At 34.2% G+C, this 19167-nt stretch carries 18 protein-coding genes and 1 other annotated feature; of the genes, 16 read left to right on the top strand and 2 right to left on the bottom strand.

Annotation, left to right across the window (positions count from 1 at the left end; translation table 11 throughout):
• The first annotated feature begins 20 nt into the window (after positions 1 to 20).
• The 4 genes from AB8U03_RS07780 (at position 21) to AB8U03_RS07765 (ending at position 3906) form a co-directional block, all read left to right on the top strand.
• Positions 21 to 1211, top strand: a complete 1191-nt coding sequence (locus AB8U03_RS07780) for a DUF362 domain-containing protein (protein WP_369703986.1) — start codon at positions 21 to 23, stop codon at positions 1209 to 1211.
• Between the two features lie 86 nt (positions 1212 to 1297).
• Entirely contained in the window at positions 1298 to 2062 is a 765-nt protein-coding gene (locus tag AB8U03_RS07775; RefSeq protein WP_369703985.1) for a MerR family transcriptional regulator, read from the top strand.
• A 17-nt stretch (positions 2063 to 2079) separates the two neighbouring features.
• On the top strand, positions 2080 to 2883 hold the full coding sequence (locus AB8U03_RS07770; RefSeq protein WP_369703984.1) for a hypothetical protein: 804 nt from the start codon (positions 2080 to 2082) through the stop codon (positions 2881 to 2883).
• A gap of 90 nt (positions 2884 to 2973) precedes the next feature.
• Entirely contained in the window at positions 2974 to 3906 is a 933-nt protein-coding gene (locus AB8U03_RS07765; RefSeq protein ID WP_369703983.1) for a putative ABC transporter permease, read from the top strand.
• A gap of 137 nt (positions 3907 to 4043) precedes the next feature.
• On the opposite strand, the gene proB is transcribed toward AB8U03_RS07765, so the two are convergent.
• Entirely contained in the window at positions 4044 to 4874 is an 831-nt protein-coding gene (gene proB, locus AB8U03_RS07760; RefSeq protein WP_369703982.1) for a glutamate 5-kinase, read from the bottom strand.
• Between the two features lie 103 nt (positions 4875 to 4977).
• Positions 4978 to 5220, bottom strand: a binding site (T-box leader).
• 275 nt (positions 5221 to 5495) lie between these two features.
• Here proB and AB8U03_RS07755 point away from each other — a divergent pair.
• The 12 genes from AB8U03_RS07755 (at position 5496) to AB8U03_RS07700 (ending at position 18875) form a co-directional block, all read left to right on the top strand.
• Positions 5496 to 6182, top strand: coding sequence for an ABC transporter ATP-binding protein (locus AB8U03_RS07755; RefSeq protein WP_369703981.1), 687 nt, complete (start codon positions 5496 to 5498; stop codon positions 6180 to 6182).
• 23 nt (positions 6183 to 6205) lie between these two features.
• The gene (locus AB8U03_RS07750) at positions 6206 to 8758 is read left to right on the top strand and encodes an ABC transporter permease (protein WP_369703980.1); all 2553 of its coding nucleotides are present in this window, start codon (positions 6206 to 6208) and stop codon (positions 8756 to 8758) included.
• 480 nt (positions 8759 to 9238) lie between these two features.
• Entirely contained in the window at positions 9239 to 9853 is a 615-nt protein-coding gene (locus tag AB8U03_RS07745) for a TetR/AcrR family transcriptional regulator (RefSeq protein ID WP_369703979.1), read from the top strand.
• Positions 9850 to 12474, top strand: coding sequence for a phosphoenolpyruvate synthase (gene ppsA, locus AB8U03_RS07740; RefSeq protein ID WP_369703978.1), 2625 nt, complete (start codon positions 9850 to 9852; stop codon positions 12472 to 12474). The genes AB8U03_RS07745 and ppsA overlap by 4 nt, the downstream gene beginning before the upstream one ends.
• A gap of 651 nt (positions 12475 to 13125) precedes the next feature.
• Positions 13126 to 13611 (top strand): DUF2975 domain-containing protein, encoded by a 486-nt coding sequence (locus AB8U03_RS07735; RefSeq protein ID WP_369703977.1) that lies wholly within the window; start codon positions 13126 to 13128, stop codon positions 13609 to 13611.
• Between the two features lie 10 nt (positions 13612 to 13621).
• Positions 13622 to 13831 (top strand): helix-turn-helix domain-containing protein, encoded by a 210-nt coding sequence (locus AB8U03_RS07730; RefSeq protein ID WP_368488493.1) that lies wholly within the window; start codon positions 13622 to 13624, stop codon positions 13829 to 13831.
• Between the two features lie 65 nt (positions 13832 to 13896).
• Positions 13897 to 15246, top strand: a complete 1350-nt coding sequence (locus AB8U03_RS07725) for a B12-binding domain-containing radical SAM protein (RefSeq protein ID WP_369703976.1) — start codon at positions 13897 to 13899, stop codon at positions 15244 to 15246.
• Positions 15247 to 15546: 300 nt separating this feature from the next.
• Complete coding sequence (locus AB8U03_RS07720) at positions 15547 to 16272, top strand: 4Fe-4S binding protein (RefSeq protein ID WP_369703975.1); 726 nt, start codon at positions 15547 to 15549, stop codon at positions 16270 to 16272.
• Positions 16273 to 16283: 11 nt separating this feature from the next.
• Positions 16284 to 16409, top strand: a complete 126-nt coding sequence (locus AB8U03_RS07715; RefSeq protein ID WP_369703974.1) for a hypothetical protein — start codon at positions 16284 to 16286, stop codon at positions 16407 to 16409.
• Positions 16410 to 16549: 140 nt separating this feature from the next.
• Positions 16550 to 16795 carry a hypothetical protein gene (locus AB8U03_RS07710; RefSeq protein ID WP_369703973.1) on the top strand — a complete coding sequence of 82 codons (246 nt, stop codon included), beginning with the start codon at positions 16550 to 16552 and terminating at the stop codon, positions 16793 to 16795.
• Positions 16796 to 16932: 137 nt separating this feature from the next.
• The gene (locus AB8U03_RS07705; protein ID WP_369703972.1) at positions 16933 to 17631 is read left to right on the top strand and encodes a response regulator transcription factor; all 699 of its coding nucleotides are present in this window, start codon (positions 16933 to 16935) and stop codon (positions 17629 to 17631) included.
• 2 nt (positions 17632 to 17633) lie between these two features.
• Positions 17634 to 18875: a HAMP domain-containing sensor histidine kinase gene (locus AB8U03_RS07700; RefSeq protein ID WP_369703971.1), complete on the top strand. Its 1242-nt coding sequence runs from the start codon at positions 17634 to 17636 to the stop codon at positions 18873 to 18875.
• A 3-nt stretch (positions 18876 to 18878) separates the two neighbouring features.
• Here AB8U03_RS07700 and AB8U03_RS07695 read toward each other — a convergent pair whose 3' ends face one another.
• A complete protein-coding gene (locus tag AB8U03_RS07695; RefSeq protein WP_369703970.1) occupies positions 18879 to 19061 on the bottom strand; it encodes a hypothetical protein in 183 nt (60 codons plus the stop codon).
• Positions 19062 to 19167: the final 106 nt, after the last annotated feature.

The following is a 19167-nucleotide window of genomic DNA, read 5'->3' as shown; positions in this document are numbered from 1 at the left end:
ATTTGTTTTGGGGTGAGAAAATGAGAGATTATAATTCAGAAAAAAGCAAGGTGATATTGGTTAAATGTACTGAATATGATGAAGATAAGGTATATGAGGCTGTTAAAAGCGGATTGGAGCTTTTGGGGGGAATAGAAAAATTTGTAGGGAAAGATGAAAGGATTCTTTTGAAACCCAACCTTTTGAAAAAAGCAACCCCGGATAAGGCTATAACAACCCATCCAACTGTATTTCGAGCTGTGGCAAAACTTTTAAAAGAAAGTGGATATACACGTGTTTCCTATGGGGATTCCCCTGGAAATGGAAATCCCACAAAAATATCAAGTTCTGCCGGCATTAAAGAAGTTGCAGATGAACTGGGAATTGAAGAGGCAAATTTCAGACAGGGTAAAATGGTGGAGTTTCCCCGGGGAAAAGTTGCAAAAGAGTTTGTAATAAGCCAGGGGGTTTTAGATGCTGATGGCATTATAAATATTTGTAAAATGAAGACTCATGCTCTGGAGCGTATTACAGGGGCAATGAAAAACATATTTGGATGTATTTATGGTTTTAATAAAGGGTTAAGCCATGCAAAATATCAAAGTTCAGATAGATTTGCAAAAATGTTGGCGGATTTGCATGTTATGATAAAACCCAGACTTCACATTATGGATGGAATTGTTGCCATGGAAGGAAATGGACCTGCATCGGGAACTCCTGTACAGATGAATGTTATTCTGATGTCAGAAGATCCAGTGGCTCTTGACAGTGTTTTTTGCAGGCTCATTCATTTGGATCCGGCATCAGTGCCCACTAATGTAAATGGTGAAGCCTGGGGACTTGGAAATTGGCATGATGATCATATTGAAATTTTAACTCCTCAGGGTGAAAAATCCATAGATGAAATTGTTCAACAATACGGCAATGAAAATTTTGATGTTTACCGGGGTGATATAAAAAAAGCAGGTTTTCATAGAGTGGAATGGTTGATGAAACTTGTAAGGCAAAGGCCTTATGTAATAAAGGAGAAATGTATTCGCTGTGGTATATGTGTAAACAGCTGTCCTGTGGAAGGAAAGGCCATTAGACTGGATAGAGATAAAGGTACTGCTCCTGAATATAATTATGATAAATGTATCCGATGTTATTGTTGTCAGGAAATGTGTCCTAAACAAGCAATTGAAGTAAAAACACCAGTTTTAAGAAAGTTGTTGGATAAGATAGTAAGCTGACCTTAATGAAATAAAGAAGTTATTGTTTTCCTATTGACATTGACGCTGCGTGAAGGTTTATATTTAATTTGCAAGGGGATGAAAATATGGAATATACAGTACAAAAACTCAGTGAGCTATCGGGAATCAGCAAAAGGGCAATTCGTTACTATGATGAAATTGGAATACTGAAGCCGGCCAGAATCAATTCATCTGGGTATAGGATTTATGGACAAAAAGAAGTGGATAGACTCCAGCAAATTCTTTTTTACAGAGAATTGGGCGTTGGCCTTGAGAGTATAAAAAATATTGTAACTTCCATTGATTTTGATGCTGTAAAAGCACTGAAAAAGCATCATAAAAAACTCCTTGAAAAAAAACAAAAATTGGATTTGTTGATTGCAAATGTGGAAAAAACCATTGCATTGGCGGAAGGAAGGATTACAATGACAGATAGTGAAAAATTTGAAGGCTTCAAGCAAAAAATCATAGATGAGAATGAGAAGAAATACGGCCAGGAGATTAGGAAGAAATATGGCAGTAGTGCTGTTGAAAAGTCCAACAAGAAAGTTAAAAATATGACTGAAAAGCAGTATGGTGAAATTACAAAACTTGAAAATAGTATGATGGAAACACTAGAGGCTGCTTTTAAGACAGGAGATCCTGCAGGAGAATTGGCGCAAAAGGCAGCAGATATGCATAAGAAATGGCTTTGTTATTTCTGGGACAGTTATTCAAAAGAAGCACATGCCGGCCTTGCACAGATGTATTTAGATGATAAAAGATTTACGTCCTATTATGACAAGAAAAAGCCAGGTACAGCAGAGTTTTTAAAAAATTCCATTTTGATTTATACTGGAATGAATAAATAGAGGAAAAGATGATACACATGAAATTTTTAATACAATTATTTATTAAAACCTGTATAGAAACGGTTAATTTAACAGGCATGCTCATATTGATAGGTTTCCTTTTGGGGATGCTTAGAAATTATTCAGTGAGAAATTTTCAGAGAGGTTTTGGCAGTAAGGCAGTTATGATAACTGGATTTATAGGAGTTCCGGTACATGAACTCAGTCACGCTATTGCTGCACTGCTTTTTAAACACAGAATTACTGCCATAAAGCTGCTTCAAAGACCGGATGTCAATGGTGTAATGGGATATGTAGAACACAGCTATAATCAAAATAGTATTTATCAGCAGGTAGGAAATTTTTTTATAGGAATAGCTCCTATATTTGGCGGCATTGCTTCCATGATTGGATTAATGCATGTGACTATTCCTGAAACCTATAATAATTTTGTATATATTTTAATGAAAAATGTCCATGTGGAAGTAATAGATAAGTCTACAATTATGGGAATATTGTATTCATATTTGGGACTTGTAAAAAGTATTTTTTCAATTGGAAACTTTGAAAATCCACATTTTTATATATTCCTATTTATATCCATATGCATATCTTCCCATATATCACTTAGCTTAGCTGACATAAAGGGAGCTTCAATTGGACTTACAGTTATATTTTTCATACTGCTTATATTGAACATTTTTGGACTGTCAAAATATATACAGGCTTTTAATTTGATAAAATATAATATTTTAATAACAAGCTTTTTAGTTGTGGCAGTGATACTTTCTCTGATAACTTTTTTGATAAGTTTGTCTTTAGTAGTTATAAGAAAAAATTGAAATATATATTATAAGAAAAGATGTGCTTCTGTAGGCTGTAAAAAAAAGATGGGCTTGTAGAACTTAAAAGAATATCATAAAGGAGTATATATGGAGAATATAACTATTCTAGGATTTGCATTATATGAGATATTATTTTACTTTGTAATCTATGCATTTTTAGGCTGGTGTCTTGAAGTTGTCTATGCTGCAGTAAATACGGGATCTTTTGTAAACAGGGGATTTTTAAATGGACCTGTGTGCCCCATATATGGTGTTGGAGCGGTAATAGTCATAGATTTACTCATGCCATTTAGGGACAATTTAGTTTTATTGTTCATTACTTCTGTTTTCATTACTTCTCTTCTTGAATATGTTACTGGTTTAGCTCTTGAGAAACTTTTTAATGACAAGTGGTGGGATTATTCTCAATATCCTTTTAATATAAGAGGCTATATTTGTCTTAAATTTTCACTGGCATGGGGCATAGGATGTATCCTGACTATGAAAATTATACATCCTGTAATTGTGGAATTTGTCAAATTGATTCCAACTTTTTTAGGTAATATTCTATTACTATCTTTGACAATTGTATTTGTTATTGACCTTGTATCTACAGTTGACACAGTAATGAAACTTAATTTCAGATTGAAAAGAATTCATGAAATATCCGGTAAAATCAAAGAAAAATCAAATATACTTGGAGAAGGGATATCAAGAGATACAATTGAACTTAAAAGAAAGTATGAATATCAGGCAGTTGAGATTAGAAAAAAATATAATGATTTGTCTGAAGATGCTATTGAGCTTAAGGAAAAATATCAAAATGATCTAATCGAAATTAAGGAAAAATATGAAAATAGTTTGGCTGAAATCAGAGAGGGATACGAAAGGGAAATAAGCGAATTGAAGGAGAACTATAAAAAGCTTACGGGCAGGAGAAACCATCTTCATAGGAGAATTATCAGGGCATTTCCTGATATTAAATCAAACAGGTATTTTGAGGCATTAAATGAATTAAAGAGGAATATAACCAAGAAGTAGTTATTTGAATTTAATATGTAGACCTGGATATAATAATGGCATAACAGCTGCAGCATATATTTTATATTTGTTGCAGTTGTATGCCATTTATTGTTATCTTGAAATTATGAGAAGCTTAACTTTTATGGGTGAAGCTGTTAAAGCACAATGCTTTGTGCCAAAGAACAGCTGCATTTTTTACCAACGAACAACGTTCCTACTTGCTTGCCATCGATAATACTGTATAAGTCCTCTGGCCTTTGACCATGGGTTATAACCATGTCAATACCATGTGAAGTGGCAATTTGGGCGGCATCAAGTTTTGTAATCATTCCACCAGTACCGCGATTTGAACCGGAACCTTTTGCCAATGCACGGATATTTTTATCAATATCATCAACCTGACGGATAAGATGCGCATTAGGATTTTGACGTGGGTCACTTTCGTAAAGTCCATCTATATCCGACATCAGAACCAATTTTTTTGCCCTGCACAGTACAGCAACTACTGCAGAAAGTGTGTCATTGTCACCAAATATTTTTTGCTCGGATTCAATTTCCGTATAACTTACAGAATCATTTTCGTTTACGATGGGGATAATATCCCTCTCCAGAAGAGAGTTAAATGTGTTTATTAAATTCTGCTTTTTTTTGCTCTGTTCCACATCTTCCCCACTGAGAAGTATCTGAGCAACAATTTTACCATACTCGCTGAAAAATTTATCATAGATATGCATGAGCTCGCATTGGCCTACGGCAGCTGCAGCTTGCTTTATTCTAAGCTCTTTCGGGCGTTCAGACATTCCCATTTTACTTGTTCCCACTGCAATGGCACCTGATGAAACAAGGATGATTTCATATCCTAAATTTTGAATACCCGATAGTACGAAGGCCAGCTTGTCAATACAACGTAAATTCACTTTGCCTTTTTCGTTTGTGAGGGAGGATGTACCAATTTTAATTACTATACGATTTTTAATAAGATCCATAATGATTCAATCCTTTCTATATTGTAGTTTTTATAATAAGCAGTTGTTTTCAATTTAAGAACTTATTTTAGATAATAAAAAAGCCCTAAGTTGATTAAAATCAACTTAGGGCGAAAATACTTTCCGTGTTACCACCTAAATTCAGTATGAACTGCACTTAACCAGTACGAAGATAATTCTTGATACTGTTTTCCTAATAGCGGCGGAATTTCCGATGAAGTCTACTTGAATAATCGTTCGATCCATAGCTCCAAGACTGGTTCGATATTTTTTCATTAAAGTTTCACACCAACCAACTTTTCTCTGAAAATCCCAAATATCTACTATTTCTCTTCATGGCATTTACAATATTAATCCTTAAAAGTATAACACTAATTTTTAACAATGGCAAGCAGAAAATTATGTAAAATTTATTTATCAGTACAGCCAAGATGTTTCTGGCAGATAAGTAAAATTTCTATTAAATGTAGTATACCACTTTTTCAGCGAAAAGTCATGAGCTTGGTTTTTTATATCATCAAAATTACAAAATTGTAAGACAGGTCTTTTAATCTGTAAGCCAATAGATATGGAGTGAAGACAGTACTTTGGTTATACTTTAGACATGGGAGGGAAAATAAAATGGAAATATTAAAAGTGGAAAATTTAACTAAGATATATGGAAAAGGAGAAAATAAGGTAGAGGCATTAAAAAATATAAATTTATCTTTGAATAAAGGAGAATTTGCAGCAATTGTAGGAGCATCCGGTTCGGGTAAAAGTACGCTTCTGCATCTTTTAGGGGGACTTGACAGGCCTACAGGCGGGAAAGTGATAATAGACGGGGAAAATATCTATGATTATAGTGAGGATAGACTTGCTGTATTCAGAAGGAGAAAAATAGGATTTGTATTTCAGTTTTTTAATCTGATACCGGTTCTGGATGTGGAAGAGAATATAGCTCTTCCCGCTCTTTTGGACAATGACAAGGTGGATGAAAGATATTTGAACGAGATTATAAAATTGCTCGGTCTTGAAGAAAGGAAAAGGCATCTTCCTTCAGAGCTTTCAGGAGGACAGCAACAGAGGGTGTCCATTGGAAGGGCGCTTTTAAACAAACCCTCCATAATATTTGCAGATGAACCTACAGGCAATTTAGACAGCAAAAATTCAAAGGAAGTTATTGAACTTTTGAAATTTACAGCTGAGAAATACAGCCAGACCCTTGTACTCATTACCCATGATATAAATATAGCATCTCTGGCGGACAGGATAATTACAATTGAAGACGGACAGATAATTTCAGACAAATATCTTCAAAACAACTAGATAAAGAGAGGTGGTGATTTAAAATGATAACTAGCTATAAAAAACTTACAGGAAGATATCTTAAGTCAAACAAAAAGAGAAGTATCCTTACTATTATAGGAATTGTACTTTCAGTTGCACTCATAACTACTATAGGATTTTTTATGGTAGGCATGCAGGATGCCGAAATTGAAAGAGTGAAAAGTGATTATGGATCATGGCATGTGATGTATTCTGCTCCAGATAAGGATCTCATTGCAAAGGTAACCGGCAATCCTAAAATTTCAAGAAGCGGTCTTTATCAAATGGATAAGGATATAAAAATAAATGCAGATGTAAGTGTAAGTTCAATTACTGCCTCAGACAGTGCACTGGAACTTCTGCCATATAAAATTAAGATGGGAAGGTTTCCTGAAAATGCCCATGAGGCAGCTGTAGAAAATTGGGTTCTCAGGTATATGAAAAAGGATATTAAAGTAGGAGATAAAATAGAACTCAATAACAGGAAATACACTCTTGTGGGAATACTCCAGGATAGTGTATCCAGCCAGATAGAAAAAAAAGGCGTATTTTTATCCAAGAACAATAGTATTGACAGACAAAAATCCGTACTGCTTGCAGAGATAAGTTCAAAGACAAATTTAAAGAGGGCGGTTTCAGAATTGGATGGCCTGCCCAAATATAAAACAATAGAAGTCAATGGTAAAATTAGTCCTTCTGTTGTAAATAATTCACCTCTTATAGATGTGGAAGGGGGAGGAAACAGTAATGAATCAGGATTGACAAGCTTGTATGGTACAGTGGCAGTTATAATAGGAATAGTGCTTATTGCAGCCATTGCAGTGATATATAATTCATTTCAAATCAGTGTAGTGGAGAGGATGAAGCAGTTCGGGCTTTTGAGGGCAATTGGAGCAACACCGTCGCAAATCAGAAAAATAGTACTTAGGGAAGCATCTGCTCTTTCAATTATAGGTATACCAGTAGGACTTATATGCGGTATTATAGCAATTTGGGCTATAGGGTTTGGATTTAAAATAATTGGAGGAGACATGGTTTCCATAATGAAAGTATCCATATCACCTGAAATTATGCTTATAAGTGCTGCAGTTTCCATAGCGGCCATATATGTATCTGCACTGCTGCCTGCCTTACTTGCAGGAAAAACATCTACGCTTGCTGCTATAAGCGGAAGAACATCTATAACAAAGGAGAAAATAAAACGGAGAAAAAATATAATTATAAGCAAGTTATTTAAATTTGAAGGGGAGTTAGCGTATAAAAACATAAAGAGAAACAGAAAAAGATACAGGATAACTGTTTTTTCCATAGTAATAAGTGTGGTGTTATTTATTACTTTTAAATCCTTTATGGATATGTCCTTGAATGTATCGGAAGGTCTTAGCGAATCCAGCAATATACATTTTTCAATTCAATCCAATGGAGAAAATAGTTTTGTAGATAATCAGATTATAAAGGATATAGGTGAATTAGATTCCGTGGATAAAATGTATAAAGTATATAATGAGTATAATTTTACCCAATTTATAGATAAAAATAAGGAAATAGGAGAGGTGAAGAACATAAAGGGCATATATGGCAAAGGCACAACTATTGATGAAAAAGAAAAAATACCCATGGATGGAGCCATTGGCATATATGATAAAAATGCACTGCAGGTATCAAAGAAGTATGTACAATCCGGCAGTATAGATATAAATAAATTGAATGATGAAAATGGTGTAATTTTAATAAACAAAAATATAATTTACAATAAAGAGGCCAAGAAAAGCTATGTGGGTCCTGCAGCCAATATAAAAGCAGGAGATGAAATAGAACTGCAGTACGGCGGGGAAACAAATATAAGATCAATAAACAACAGCAATGAAGTTGCAAATAGAAAGCCGGTTGAAAATAAAGGTGTTGTTAAAAGGGTAAAGGTAATGGCAGTACTGAAGGATGAGCCTTTTGATTTTAACATGCAAAATGGGCTTAAACTTATAACTACTGAGAAAGTTGCTGAGAAACTCACCGGAAGAGATAATATTAAACCTACAGGATTAAATATAATTGTAAAGAATATCAAAAATGAAAATAATGTAAAAGACCAGATAGAAAATATTATAAAATCAGATCCTGCACTCAGCATGATAAATCATCTTGATCAAAACAGGACAGCAAAATCAGCAATTTTGATGATAAAAATATTGATATATGGATTTGTAGTAGTAGTGTCCTTAATTGGAAGTGTCAATATTATAAATACATTGACCACAAATATAATACTGAGGAGAAAAGAATTTGCCATCTTAAAGGCTGTGGGACTTACCCAAAGAGGACTGAAAAAAATGATAGTTTTAGAAGGCCTGTTATATGCAGTTGTAGGAACAATATACGGCTCCATAATATCCTGCGGATTATCCTATATGATGTATAGGGGAATAAATGGAGTGAGGGAATTCAGCTGGCCGGTTCCATGGGGTGGAATGCTGATTGCAGCAGCTGCTGCTGTTATCATAGGATATTTTTCAGTACTTTCGCCACTTTCCAGAATAAACAGGGAAAATTTAATTGACACAATAAGAGAAGACTATTGACAATTCACAGCGCACAATTGATTACAGTGTACAATTTACAATTTATGGTGAATTGTACACTGCTTGTGGTTTTGGTGCTGGAAAAGCAGAGAACTTAGAATTATACTTATTGGGTTTGTGATATATTTTATTCTTCAAAATCGATAGTATAAGACTAAAAAATTACAATGATTGGAGATAAAATCCTTATGTTTATTGCAGTCATCAAGGTGTTAGCTTATAAATACCTATGCTTAATATTTTTTGCATTATATTTGAAATAATTATGATTGTAAAAGATGGAGCCGGACTGTAAATAAAGTAATGAGAGTAAGATTGCAAAAAAGTTAGATTCTTTAAAAGAAGTGGTAAATAGAGCAAGTAAAATTAAAATGGCAGTGATTTTTTCTTTCAAGATACTATTGACCGAATCGGTTTATAGCAATATAATGATATTACTATAAACCGATTCGGTTCATAGACTTTGGGAGGTGAATTCTTTTGGAAAAATTTTTTAATTTACCTGTAGAGAAGCAAAATATAATTATAGATGCTGCACTTAAATCCTTTGATAAAAATGGTTATAAGAAAACATCCATAAGGGACATTGCTGCCGCAGCAGGAATTTCAAAATCAATGGTATTTCATTACTTTGGTACAAAAAAAAATTTATACCTTTATTTAATTAAGCTATGTGGCAATATTATTATGAAAGAAGTTGATGAAAAGTTTGATTATACGGTTACTGATTTCTTTGACAGAATTAAACTTTCATCTAATATTGAAATTTCGGTTATGAAGAAACACCCTGCAATCCCGTCCTTTTTAACGAGTATGTATTTTGAAAATGATGAGGAAGTAAAAGAAGATATAAAAGCTATTTTAGCAGAAGGTGAAGATTTTAGAGACAAAATTGCTTTTGATGGCATGGACTATTCAAAATTTAAGGAAGGCATTGATCCGAAGCTTGTTATGAAAATGCTTGGTTGGCTTACTGATGGGTATATAAATCAATTATCAAGTAAAACAGGAGTTGATTACGAAGCTTTTTTCAAAGAATTTGAGGAGTGTATGGATTTACTTAGGAACAATTTTTATAAGGAGGAATATGTATGAATTCATATGTGATGAGCTTCCAAGATATTGATAAATCAAATCTGCCTATGGTAGGCGGCAAAGGTGCTAATTTAGGAGAACTGTCCAAAATTAAGGATATACGCGTCCCAGAGGGATTTTGCATAACTACCAAAGCCTATAGAAGAATTGTTGATAACAACCCTGACTTTAATGCCATAATTGATCAATTATCTTTTTTGCAGGTGAGTGACAGGAAAAAAATCAGTGAGCTCAGCAAAAAGATCCGTGAGGTCATAGAAGGAATATCCATTCCAGTAGATATTATAGAAGGAATCTCACAATATGTTTCAAAACTTGGTAAAAAAAATGCCTATGCCGTACGTTCAAGTGCCACAACAGAGGATTTGCCTCTGGCTTCCTTTGCAGGTCAGCAAGATACCTATCTGAACATCAGGGGAGAGGATTACATACTGAAGTATGTTAAAAAGTGCTGGGCATCACTGTATACAGACAGAGCGGTAATTTATCGTATGCAAAATAACTTTGATCATCGCAAGGTTTATCTGTGTGTTGTAATACAAAAAATGGTTTTCCCACAGGCTTCGGGAATAATGTTTACTGCAGATCCTGTCACTTCCAACAGAAAGGTTACATCCATCGATGCAAGCTTTGGCCTTGGCGAAGCTCTTGTGTCCGGTATGGTTAATCCAGATATCTATAAAGTACGGGAAGGAAAAATATTGGACAAAAAAATATCCATAAAGAAACTGGCTATTTCAGCACTACAGAACGGCGGTACAAAAAAACAGGAGATTGAGACTGCAAAGCAAAATATGCAGACACTTTTGGATGAACAAATTTTACAACTAGATAGTATGGGCAGAAAGATTGAGGCCTATTTTGGTCGTCCACAGGACATAGAGTGGTGTCTTTATGAAGGCAAGTTCTACATTGTTCAAAGCAGACCTATTACTACATTGTATCCTGTACAACAAGAAACTAAGAACGGAAAGAATCATGTGTATATCTCATTTGGGCACAGACAGATGATGACTGAAGCTATGAAGCCATTGGGAATATCCCTCTTTCAAACTTTATTCAAACAGATGGTTGGGACTCCGATGAGCGAGATGGGTGGAAGGTTGTATATTGATGTATCCCGTGAACTTTCTTCATCCCTTGGTAGGATGTCTTTTATCAAAGGCCTGGATACAGTGGATGTACTAATGAAGAATGCCCTCATTAATCTTACAAAACGAAAAGATTTTATCAAAACGCTATATAAAAAAAAGACAGCCATGGCTGCAAAATCAATGTGGTTGAAATGGCTAATCCTTACCATAAAAGATTATAGAGCAAACGACCCAGCTATAGTGGAAAGCCTGATGAATAATAATAAGGCTCTGATGCTGGAACTAGAACAAGATATTACCAAAGTTTCTGGAGATAAACTGTTTGATTTCATTCTTAAGAGTATGAAGAAGATAAAGGATACCATTTTTAACAGCTATGGAGTGGTTTTTGCGGAAGCCTATGCCTCTTACTGCATAAATAAAAATATTGAGAAATGGCTAAGTGAAAAGAATGCAGCTGATATTCTTGTCCAATCCGTATCCAATAATGTCACATCTGAAATGGGGCTTGAACTTTTGGATGTTGCTGATGTTGTAAGACAGTATCCAGCCGTAATTGAATATTTTCAGCAACCAAATGAAGAAACTTTTTTTGAAGATTTGTCCAAGCTTGAAGGAGGCTCAGCTGTTATCAATTCAATTAAAGCATTTCTCAAAAAATATGGTATGCGATGCTCCGCTGAAATTGATATAACCAGGACTCGATGGAATGAAAGACCGACTATACTTATTCCTGCTATTCTCAATAATATCAAAGCCTTTGGGCCAAATGCCCACAGTATGAAATTTGAACAGGGGCTGCTGGAGGCAAAGCAAAAAGAGCAGGAGATCATAAGGCGTCTTGAAAAATTGCCTGGTGGAAAAAGAAAAGCCAAGAAAACCAAGAAAGCAGTCAGTGTTTTACGTAATTATGCCGGTTATCGTGAATTCAATAAGTACATTCTAATGTGGTATGACTGGATTGTGAAACAGGCATTTATGAAAGAATCAGATACTTTAGTCCATAAGAGTATAATACAAAACAGGGAGGATATATATTACCTAACTTTTGATGAACTTAGGGATGTTATTAAAACAGATAGAATAGATTACGATATCATAACTAAGAGAAAGGAGGACTACGAAACTTTCGAAAAGCTTACACCTCCCCGTGTTATAACCTCCGAGGGTGAGATCATAACTGGTGAGTACAATACAGATAAAATACCTGAAGGTGCCCTGGCAGGAGTACCTGTTTCATCAGGTGTTGTTGAAGGGCGTGCAAGGGTTGTTTTAAAGATGGAGGATGCCAATATAGAAGAAGGGGATATTTTGGTTACAACATTTACTGATCCCAGCTGGACTCCGCTGTTTGTATCAATTAAAGGTTTGGTTACCGAGGTAGGTGGAATGATGACCCATGGGGCTGTTGTTGCAAGGGAATATGGCTTACCTGCAGTGGTAAGTGTTGAAGATGCTACAAAATTGATTAAAGACGGACAGAGAATAAGGCTAAACGGGAAAGAAGGGTATGTGGAAATTCTGTAAGGAAAAGCTGCTGCATCACAATTATGTGTTATAGCAGCTTTTTAAATATGGGAGCTAGCATGTAATCTCTGTGGCTTTGCTGTGTTTTAAAGCTCCCTGGTAATTAAAATTTTTACCTGTATGAGTAATCTTTTCAACTATCATCCTATTTTACCACGAAGAAGAAGTTTTAACAAAATTTAGATGTGCACCGGTTGCAGCCAGTGACATCATGTTAAAGCCAGTTCTTCTCAAAAAATGAAACGATAAAACTGCGCCGCCAGCAATTGATACAAAACCTAAACAGGGGTGGATTCTCCGATTACAAAAAAATCGAGAGAGAATCGACCTCCCTTTGGCTTGCAGTTTTCTATTATGATACAGCAGAAAAGTAGGAAAATCAAACTGCATTTTGGTTACAAAAACTGCATTTCATTTACAAAACTGGCTTTTCGAGTGCAAAAATTGCATTTAGTTTACAAATATTCAGTTGTTGATTACAAACATTGCATTTGTTTTTACAAAGTTGCATCTCGTTTTGCTATTGAGTTTATGAGAGTTAGCGCCTCACCTTTCAATTAATCTAAACACCATAATTCGATAATAATATATTGTAAAACAATAAAATATGTGTTAAAATCATTTTATCATTAAATTAGTGAGGTGTTTCAAATGAATGTTAAACGAGGTTCAACCACCTTCTTAAAGGTAAGTATTTTTCTGGCTGGAATTGCAGTACTTGCTTTATGTATATTTTTAGTGCCCCATATGGCGAATTTCGCAGCAAAATTGTATCCAAATATTGCCCTAATGAAATATCTCATTTTCATCGTGATGTATGGAGCGGCTGTGCCTTTTTACTTTGCTCTCTATCAAGCTTTCAATCTTTTACGGTACATTGACAAGAACACAGCGTTTTCGGAATTATCTGTAAAGGCGTTAAAGAACATAAAGTGCTGTGCGATTATAATCAGTGGTTTGTATGTATTAGGTTTGCCACTCTTTCGTTTTATAGCGAAGAAAGTTGACCCTCCTATTGGATTAATGGTACTCATCATCATTTTTGCTTCGTTGGTTATCGCCGTCTTTGCTGCTATCCTCCAACGGCTTCTACAAGAAGCGATTAACATAAAGTCAGAAAATGATTTAACGGTATGAGGTGAATAACATGGCAATTATAATCAATATTGATGTGATGCTGGCTAAAAGGAAAATGAGTGTAACAGAACTTACAGAGAAGGTTGGAATAACCATGGCAAACATTTCTATACTAAAGAACGGAAAGGCAAAGGCCATTAGATTTTCAACTTTAGAGGCAATATGCAAAGCTTTGGAATGCCAACCAGGAGATATTTTAGAATACAGAAATGATACATAAATGGGAAGTTGTACTGCAAGTAGATTAGTTGAATGTTGAGTAAAGTTTGTTTGAGGAGGTAATGTATGAAGATTAAATTAATTCAACCTGCAATGCTGCCAAGACCTATGGATACAAAGTTAAAAACAAGAATGTCTCCTTCATTAGCTTTATTGACAATAGCAAATCTTACGCCGAAAGAGCATGAAGTTATTATTGAGAATGAAAATGTTGAAAAGATAGATTTTGATGAGCCTGTAGATTTGGTAGCAATAACTGTTACTGTAGATGTCATGAATAGAGCAGTGGAAATATCAAAGAAGTTCCAAAATCGCAACGTTACAGTAATTGCAGGAGGTATACATATTACAGCAGATCCAGAGGGTGCTCCTCTTAATAGTTTTGACGCAATATGTGTGGGAATGGCTGAGAAAGTTTGGGCAAAAATCCTTAAGGATAAAGAAAATAATTCACTTAAGAAGATATATTATGATATGGAAGATATTACCGGAAAGGAAATAGTATCACCTAACTATTATATTATTGATAATAAAAAGTATTTATATACTAATATAATTAGTACAAGCAGGGGATGTCCTTTTGAATGTGATTTCTGCTATAATAGCTGCAAAAATGTACTTAAAACTTATATTAATAGACCCATAGACGACGTGATTAAAGATATAAATGCATTAAAAACAAGGCATATAATGTTTATTGATGATAATTTTATTGGGAATCCAAAATGGACAAAAAAATTATTAGAGGAAATAAAACCTCTTAAACTAAAGTGGAACGCAGCGGTTACTTCCAATATAGTGGACATGCCTGAATTATTAAATGAAATGAAGGCGGCTGGTTGTCAAAGTCTATTTATAGGTTTTGAAAGTATAAATAGTAAGTCAATAGATAGTGTCCACAAGGTGCAAAATAGTGTAAAGAGATATGAGAAACTTGTAGATGAAATTCATAAAAGGGGAATAATGATAAATGCAAGTTTTGTTTTTGGATTAGATGAAGATGATGTCTCTGTATTTAAGAATACATTAAAATGGATAGTTAAAAATAAAATAGAAACGGTAACCTCACATATCCTTACCCCATATCCTGGTACAAAGTTATACTCATCATTAATGGAGAAAAATAGAATTGTAGATTATAATTTGTCAAATTATAATACCGCGCATGTGGTATATAAACCCAAAAATATGACAGCAGAAGAATTATATGATGGCTATCTATGGATATATAAAGAAGTGTACACGTTTAAAAATATAATGAAAAGATTACCAAAATCTAAAAAGCAATTGATCCCATTTCTAGCATTTAATTTCTTTTATAGGAAGTTTGGAAAGCTGACAGAATTATTGTGTAATATAGTTTCTTTTAAAAATGTAGGAAGATTTTTTAGATGGTTAGCTTATTGTATAAAGTAGGTGGTGGAATTTTTATCTTTCTATCATTAGATAAAATGTTAGAGCCTATTAAACATTCTTTACAATATATTGGAATTATACAGAAGAACGGAAGAAAGGAGTTCCTTTACAGTCTAATTTAGATTAACTGGCGTATGTCTTATGTGAAAAAATTTATTTTAAACAATGATAAAAAATGTTACTATTATATAAAGGATTACAGCACAATAGTAATTAATTACGTTGCAACGTAACAAATAATGGATTTTTTAATTTATACAGTTGACAAATATATCAGATTGATATATGGAGGATTGAGGTATGAAAAGACAAAAGGTTAGGAAACTGCTGCTGATAACAGCATTTTTATTATTTCCGATAACGATGTGGTATTTTTCACCAGACATTATTATTCTGGGAGCTATGGAAAGGATAATTAACGGAAGTTTCATTACATTTTCGATGATGTTGTTTGGTTCAATATTTTTGGGGAGATTCTTTTGCGGATATTTATGCCCAGCAGGTGGTCTGCAAGAATGTGCTATGCTGGTAAATGAGGAATCACTGAAACAGGGCTGGAAAAATAATATAAAGTATGGTATCTGGTTTGTTTGGATAGTTGCAATTGTGGTATGTTTTATTTTAAGTAAAAATAATGTGACGATTAATCCGTTTCATATGACTGACCATGGGATATCGATATCAAATATTTCTGATTACATTGTCTATTATGGTGTATTGTTATTGCTTTTCATTCCGTCAGTTTTGTTTGGTAAAAGGGCTGCCTGCCATTATTTCTGCTGGATGGCACCATTTATGGTAATTGGTACAAAGGTCGGTAAATTGTTGCATATTCCGCAGCTGCATATCAAAGCAGAACGAGACAAATGCATTTCCTGCAAGCAGTGCAACAGAAAATGTCCGATGAGTCTGGATGTGGAGAAAATGGTATCCAAAGGAGAATGCAGTAATTCGGAATGCATTCTGTGTGGAGAATGTGTGGACATATGTCCAAAAAAAGTCCTGCGATATAGCATTGAGAAATAGAGGAAAGAACGATGGCAAATGAGAAGAAAATTAATCAGATGATTTTGGGGCTGTTAAGCCCTGAATCATTGATTGGTATAGGACATATCGGAATTCAGTTGCAGCATTTGAAGGAATGCGAGATAGGAAAATTATGAGCATTGACTTAAACTGTAGAAGGAGAAATGTCAGCAGGCAGTTTTAATAATAGGTCTTGGAAGTATATTTATTAAGAATTTATATATTTTGTCACTTGATTTGCCGAATATTATAAATAAGAACTATATAAAAATCTCTTGTGAAGTTGAAAAGTCCACTAAAGCATCTTCAAGATCAGACCATCATTCACAATACATTGTTGTTAGGAATCTGCAAGATAAAATATGAACTTATCAGTAGGGGAATTAAAGTGAAAACTAAAATAATAAGACATAATGGAGTCAGAAGTTTTGTAACTTTGAATAAAGGTGGAAATGAATATTATGAAATATATATTCAGTCCAGAGAAATGGGAAAAGCCAATAAAATTATTCACAATCAATGAATAATGAACCTAAAAACCTTTTGAAAAAATGACAAGAGTACTTAAAGAAGGGGGAAAAATTCATTTTTGGCAGAGATTGATGCTTATGATTGGTTAAAAAGAAAAAAATTATATTGATATAAAAAGAGGTAGAATTAATGTACAAATTGTTATTGGTTGAAGATGACAGTGCACTTGCGGCAGGTATAGAGTTTACTTTAAAAGACGAGGGATATGAAGTCCTTACAGTGCCAACGGTTAAGGACACGAAAAAAATAATGGAAAACAGGAATTTTCACGTTGTCATTCTGGATATAAATCTGCCTGATGGAAACGGATATGATCTGTGCAGGTATATAAGGGAAAAAAGTGATGTACCCATAGTGTTTTTAACTGCCCTGGATGAGGAGGTAAATATTGTACTGGGCCTTGAAATCGGGGGAGATGATTATATAACCAAACCTTTTGCGGTGAGGGAGTTTTTGTCAAGAATAAAGGCCATAATAAGAAGAAATTATAAAAAGGAATCTTCAGGCAGCAGATTCCAGAGCGGGAATATAGTGGTGGATACCTCAAGTGCCCTGGTAAAAAAGAATGATAAAAAAGTGATGCTTACAGCACAGGAATATAAACTGCTGCTGATATTTTTAAATAATCCGGAGGCTCTCATGAGGAGAGAGGAGATATTAGGCAGGCTTATTGAAGGTGAAAAATCATTTTTTGATGAGAATACGATGTCAGTCTACATAAGGAGAATCAGAGAAAAAATAGAGGATGATTCTAAAAAGCCGGAATATATAGTTACCCAGAGGGGAATAGGGTACATGTGGAATAAAAAAGTCAGCAAGGAGAAATAGATATGAAAAGATATTTTATAAATCCCGAACTCAAAAGAAGTACTGCAGTCCTCCTGATTTTTAATATGTTGTTTATGGCTGCCGTGCTTTTAAATTTGAAAATATACCATGATAATCTGAAACAGGATTATTTACGGACTTTTGGTGCTGTAACTGAAAGAATATACAGTTATAATCCTGAAATTGCCAGGGAAATAATGCCTGCTATTACGGCTGGAGCAGATGAGAAGGAAGCTCAAAAGGGAGAGTCCATATTAAAACAGTACGGGTTAAGTGAAAAATTGGAAAATGGACTTTTCCCATACATAAACAAATCCGCACAGAAAGAAAATTTAAATGTGATTCTTATATTTATCGGCATGGCAGCTGTATTTTTCCTGATGAATTACATTCAGTACAGCTATTTTTATGACAGGATAAGAAGACTCAATACAGGTGCGAAGAAAATAATAGATGGGGATTATAATATATCAATAAGTGAGGACAGAGAAGGTGACTTTTCAAAATTATCCAATTCCTTTAATTCAATGAGGAAAATCATAAGAAACAACCTGGATGAGCTTAAAAAGGAAAAACAGTTTTTGGTGGAGCTGTTGTCTGATATATCACATCAATTGAAAACACCTCTTTCCTCAATGATAGTCTACAATGATATTCTGCTGAATAAACAGGTTTCAAAGGAACAATCCAGAACTTTTTTGATAAATAGTAAAAATCAGCTCTACAGGATGAACTGGCTTATTAAAAGTATATTGAAACTGGCCAGGCTAGATGCCAGGGCAATAGAATTTCACATGGAGCGGCAGAGCTTAAATGAAACTACAAGGTATTCCATAGAAGCTCTTGAGGACAAAATAAAATCCGCAGGTGTACAGGTGGATCTTCATGAAAATGAAAAGATACTGTTTCCCCATGACAGGCAGTGGCTTTGTGAGTCGCTTATAAACATAGTTAAAAATTGTGTGGAGCATACTCAAAATGGAGGTAGAGTGGATGTATATGTTATGGAAAATCCAATTTATAAGAGAATCATCGTATCAGATAATGGAGAGGGCATAGATGAAAAAGATCTTCCCAACATATTCAAGAGATTTTATAAAGCCAGAACCTCTAAAAGCAGTGATTCCATAGGCATAGGTCTGGCGCTTTCAAAATCCATAATAGAAGCTCATGGTGGAATTATAAATGTACAGAGTAAGCTTGGTGTTGGAACTACTTTTACAATTACTTTTTTAAAATACTAACTTTTATTCATTTTTAGTATTCATTGATGTTGTACTATTTTTCTCCATACGTTCTGATATGTTTTGTTTTAGAATTTCATAAAATGAAATATCATTCTCATTATTTTTTTCACGTTTATTCTCACGTATATTATTCAGATATCTATGCATTCCATTATTAGATTTGATAATTGAATTTACTCGCATTTTATCACCTCTAATTATAAATACGAAATATGCATTACTTTTTATGGAGTTATTAAGTAAAATATATTTTTTTAATGAATTTATATTATTTCTGTTTCAATGCACC

The sequence above is a fragment of the Clostridium moutaii genome, from assembly GCF_041205085.1.
Classification (GTDB): domain Bacteria; phylum Bacillota; class Clostridia; order Clostridiales; family Clostridiaceae; genus Clostridium_B; species Clostridium_B moutaii.
Note: the sequence above shows the minus strand (reverse complement) of the source record. Positions and strands in the feature narration are given on the sequence as shown.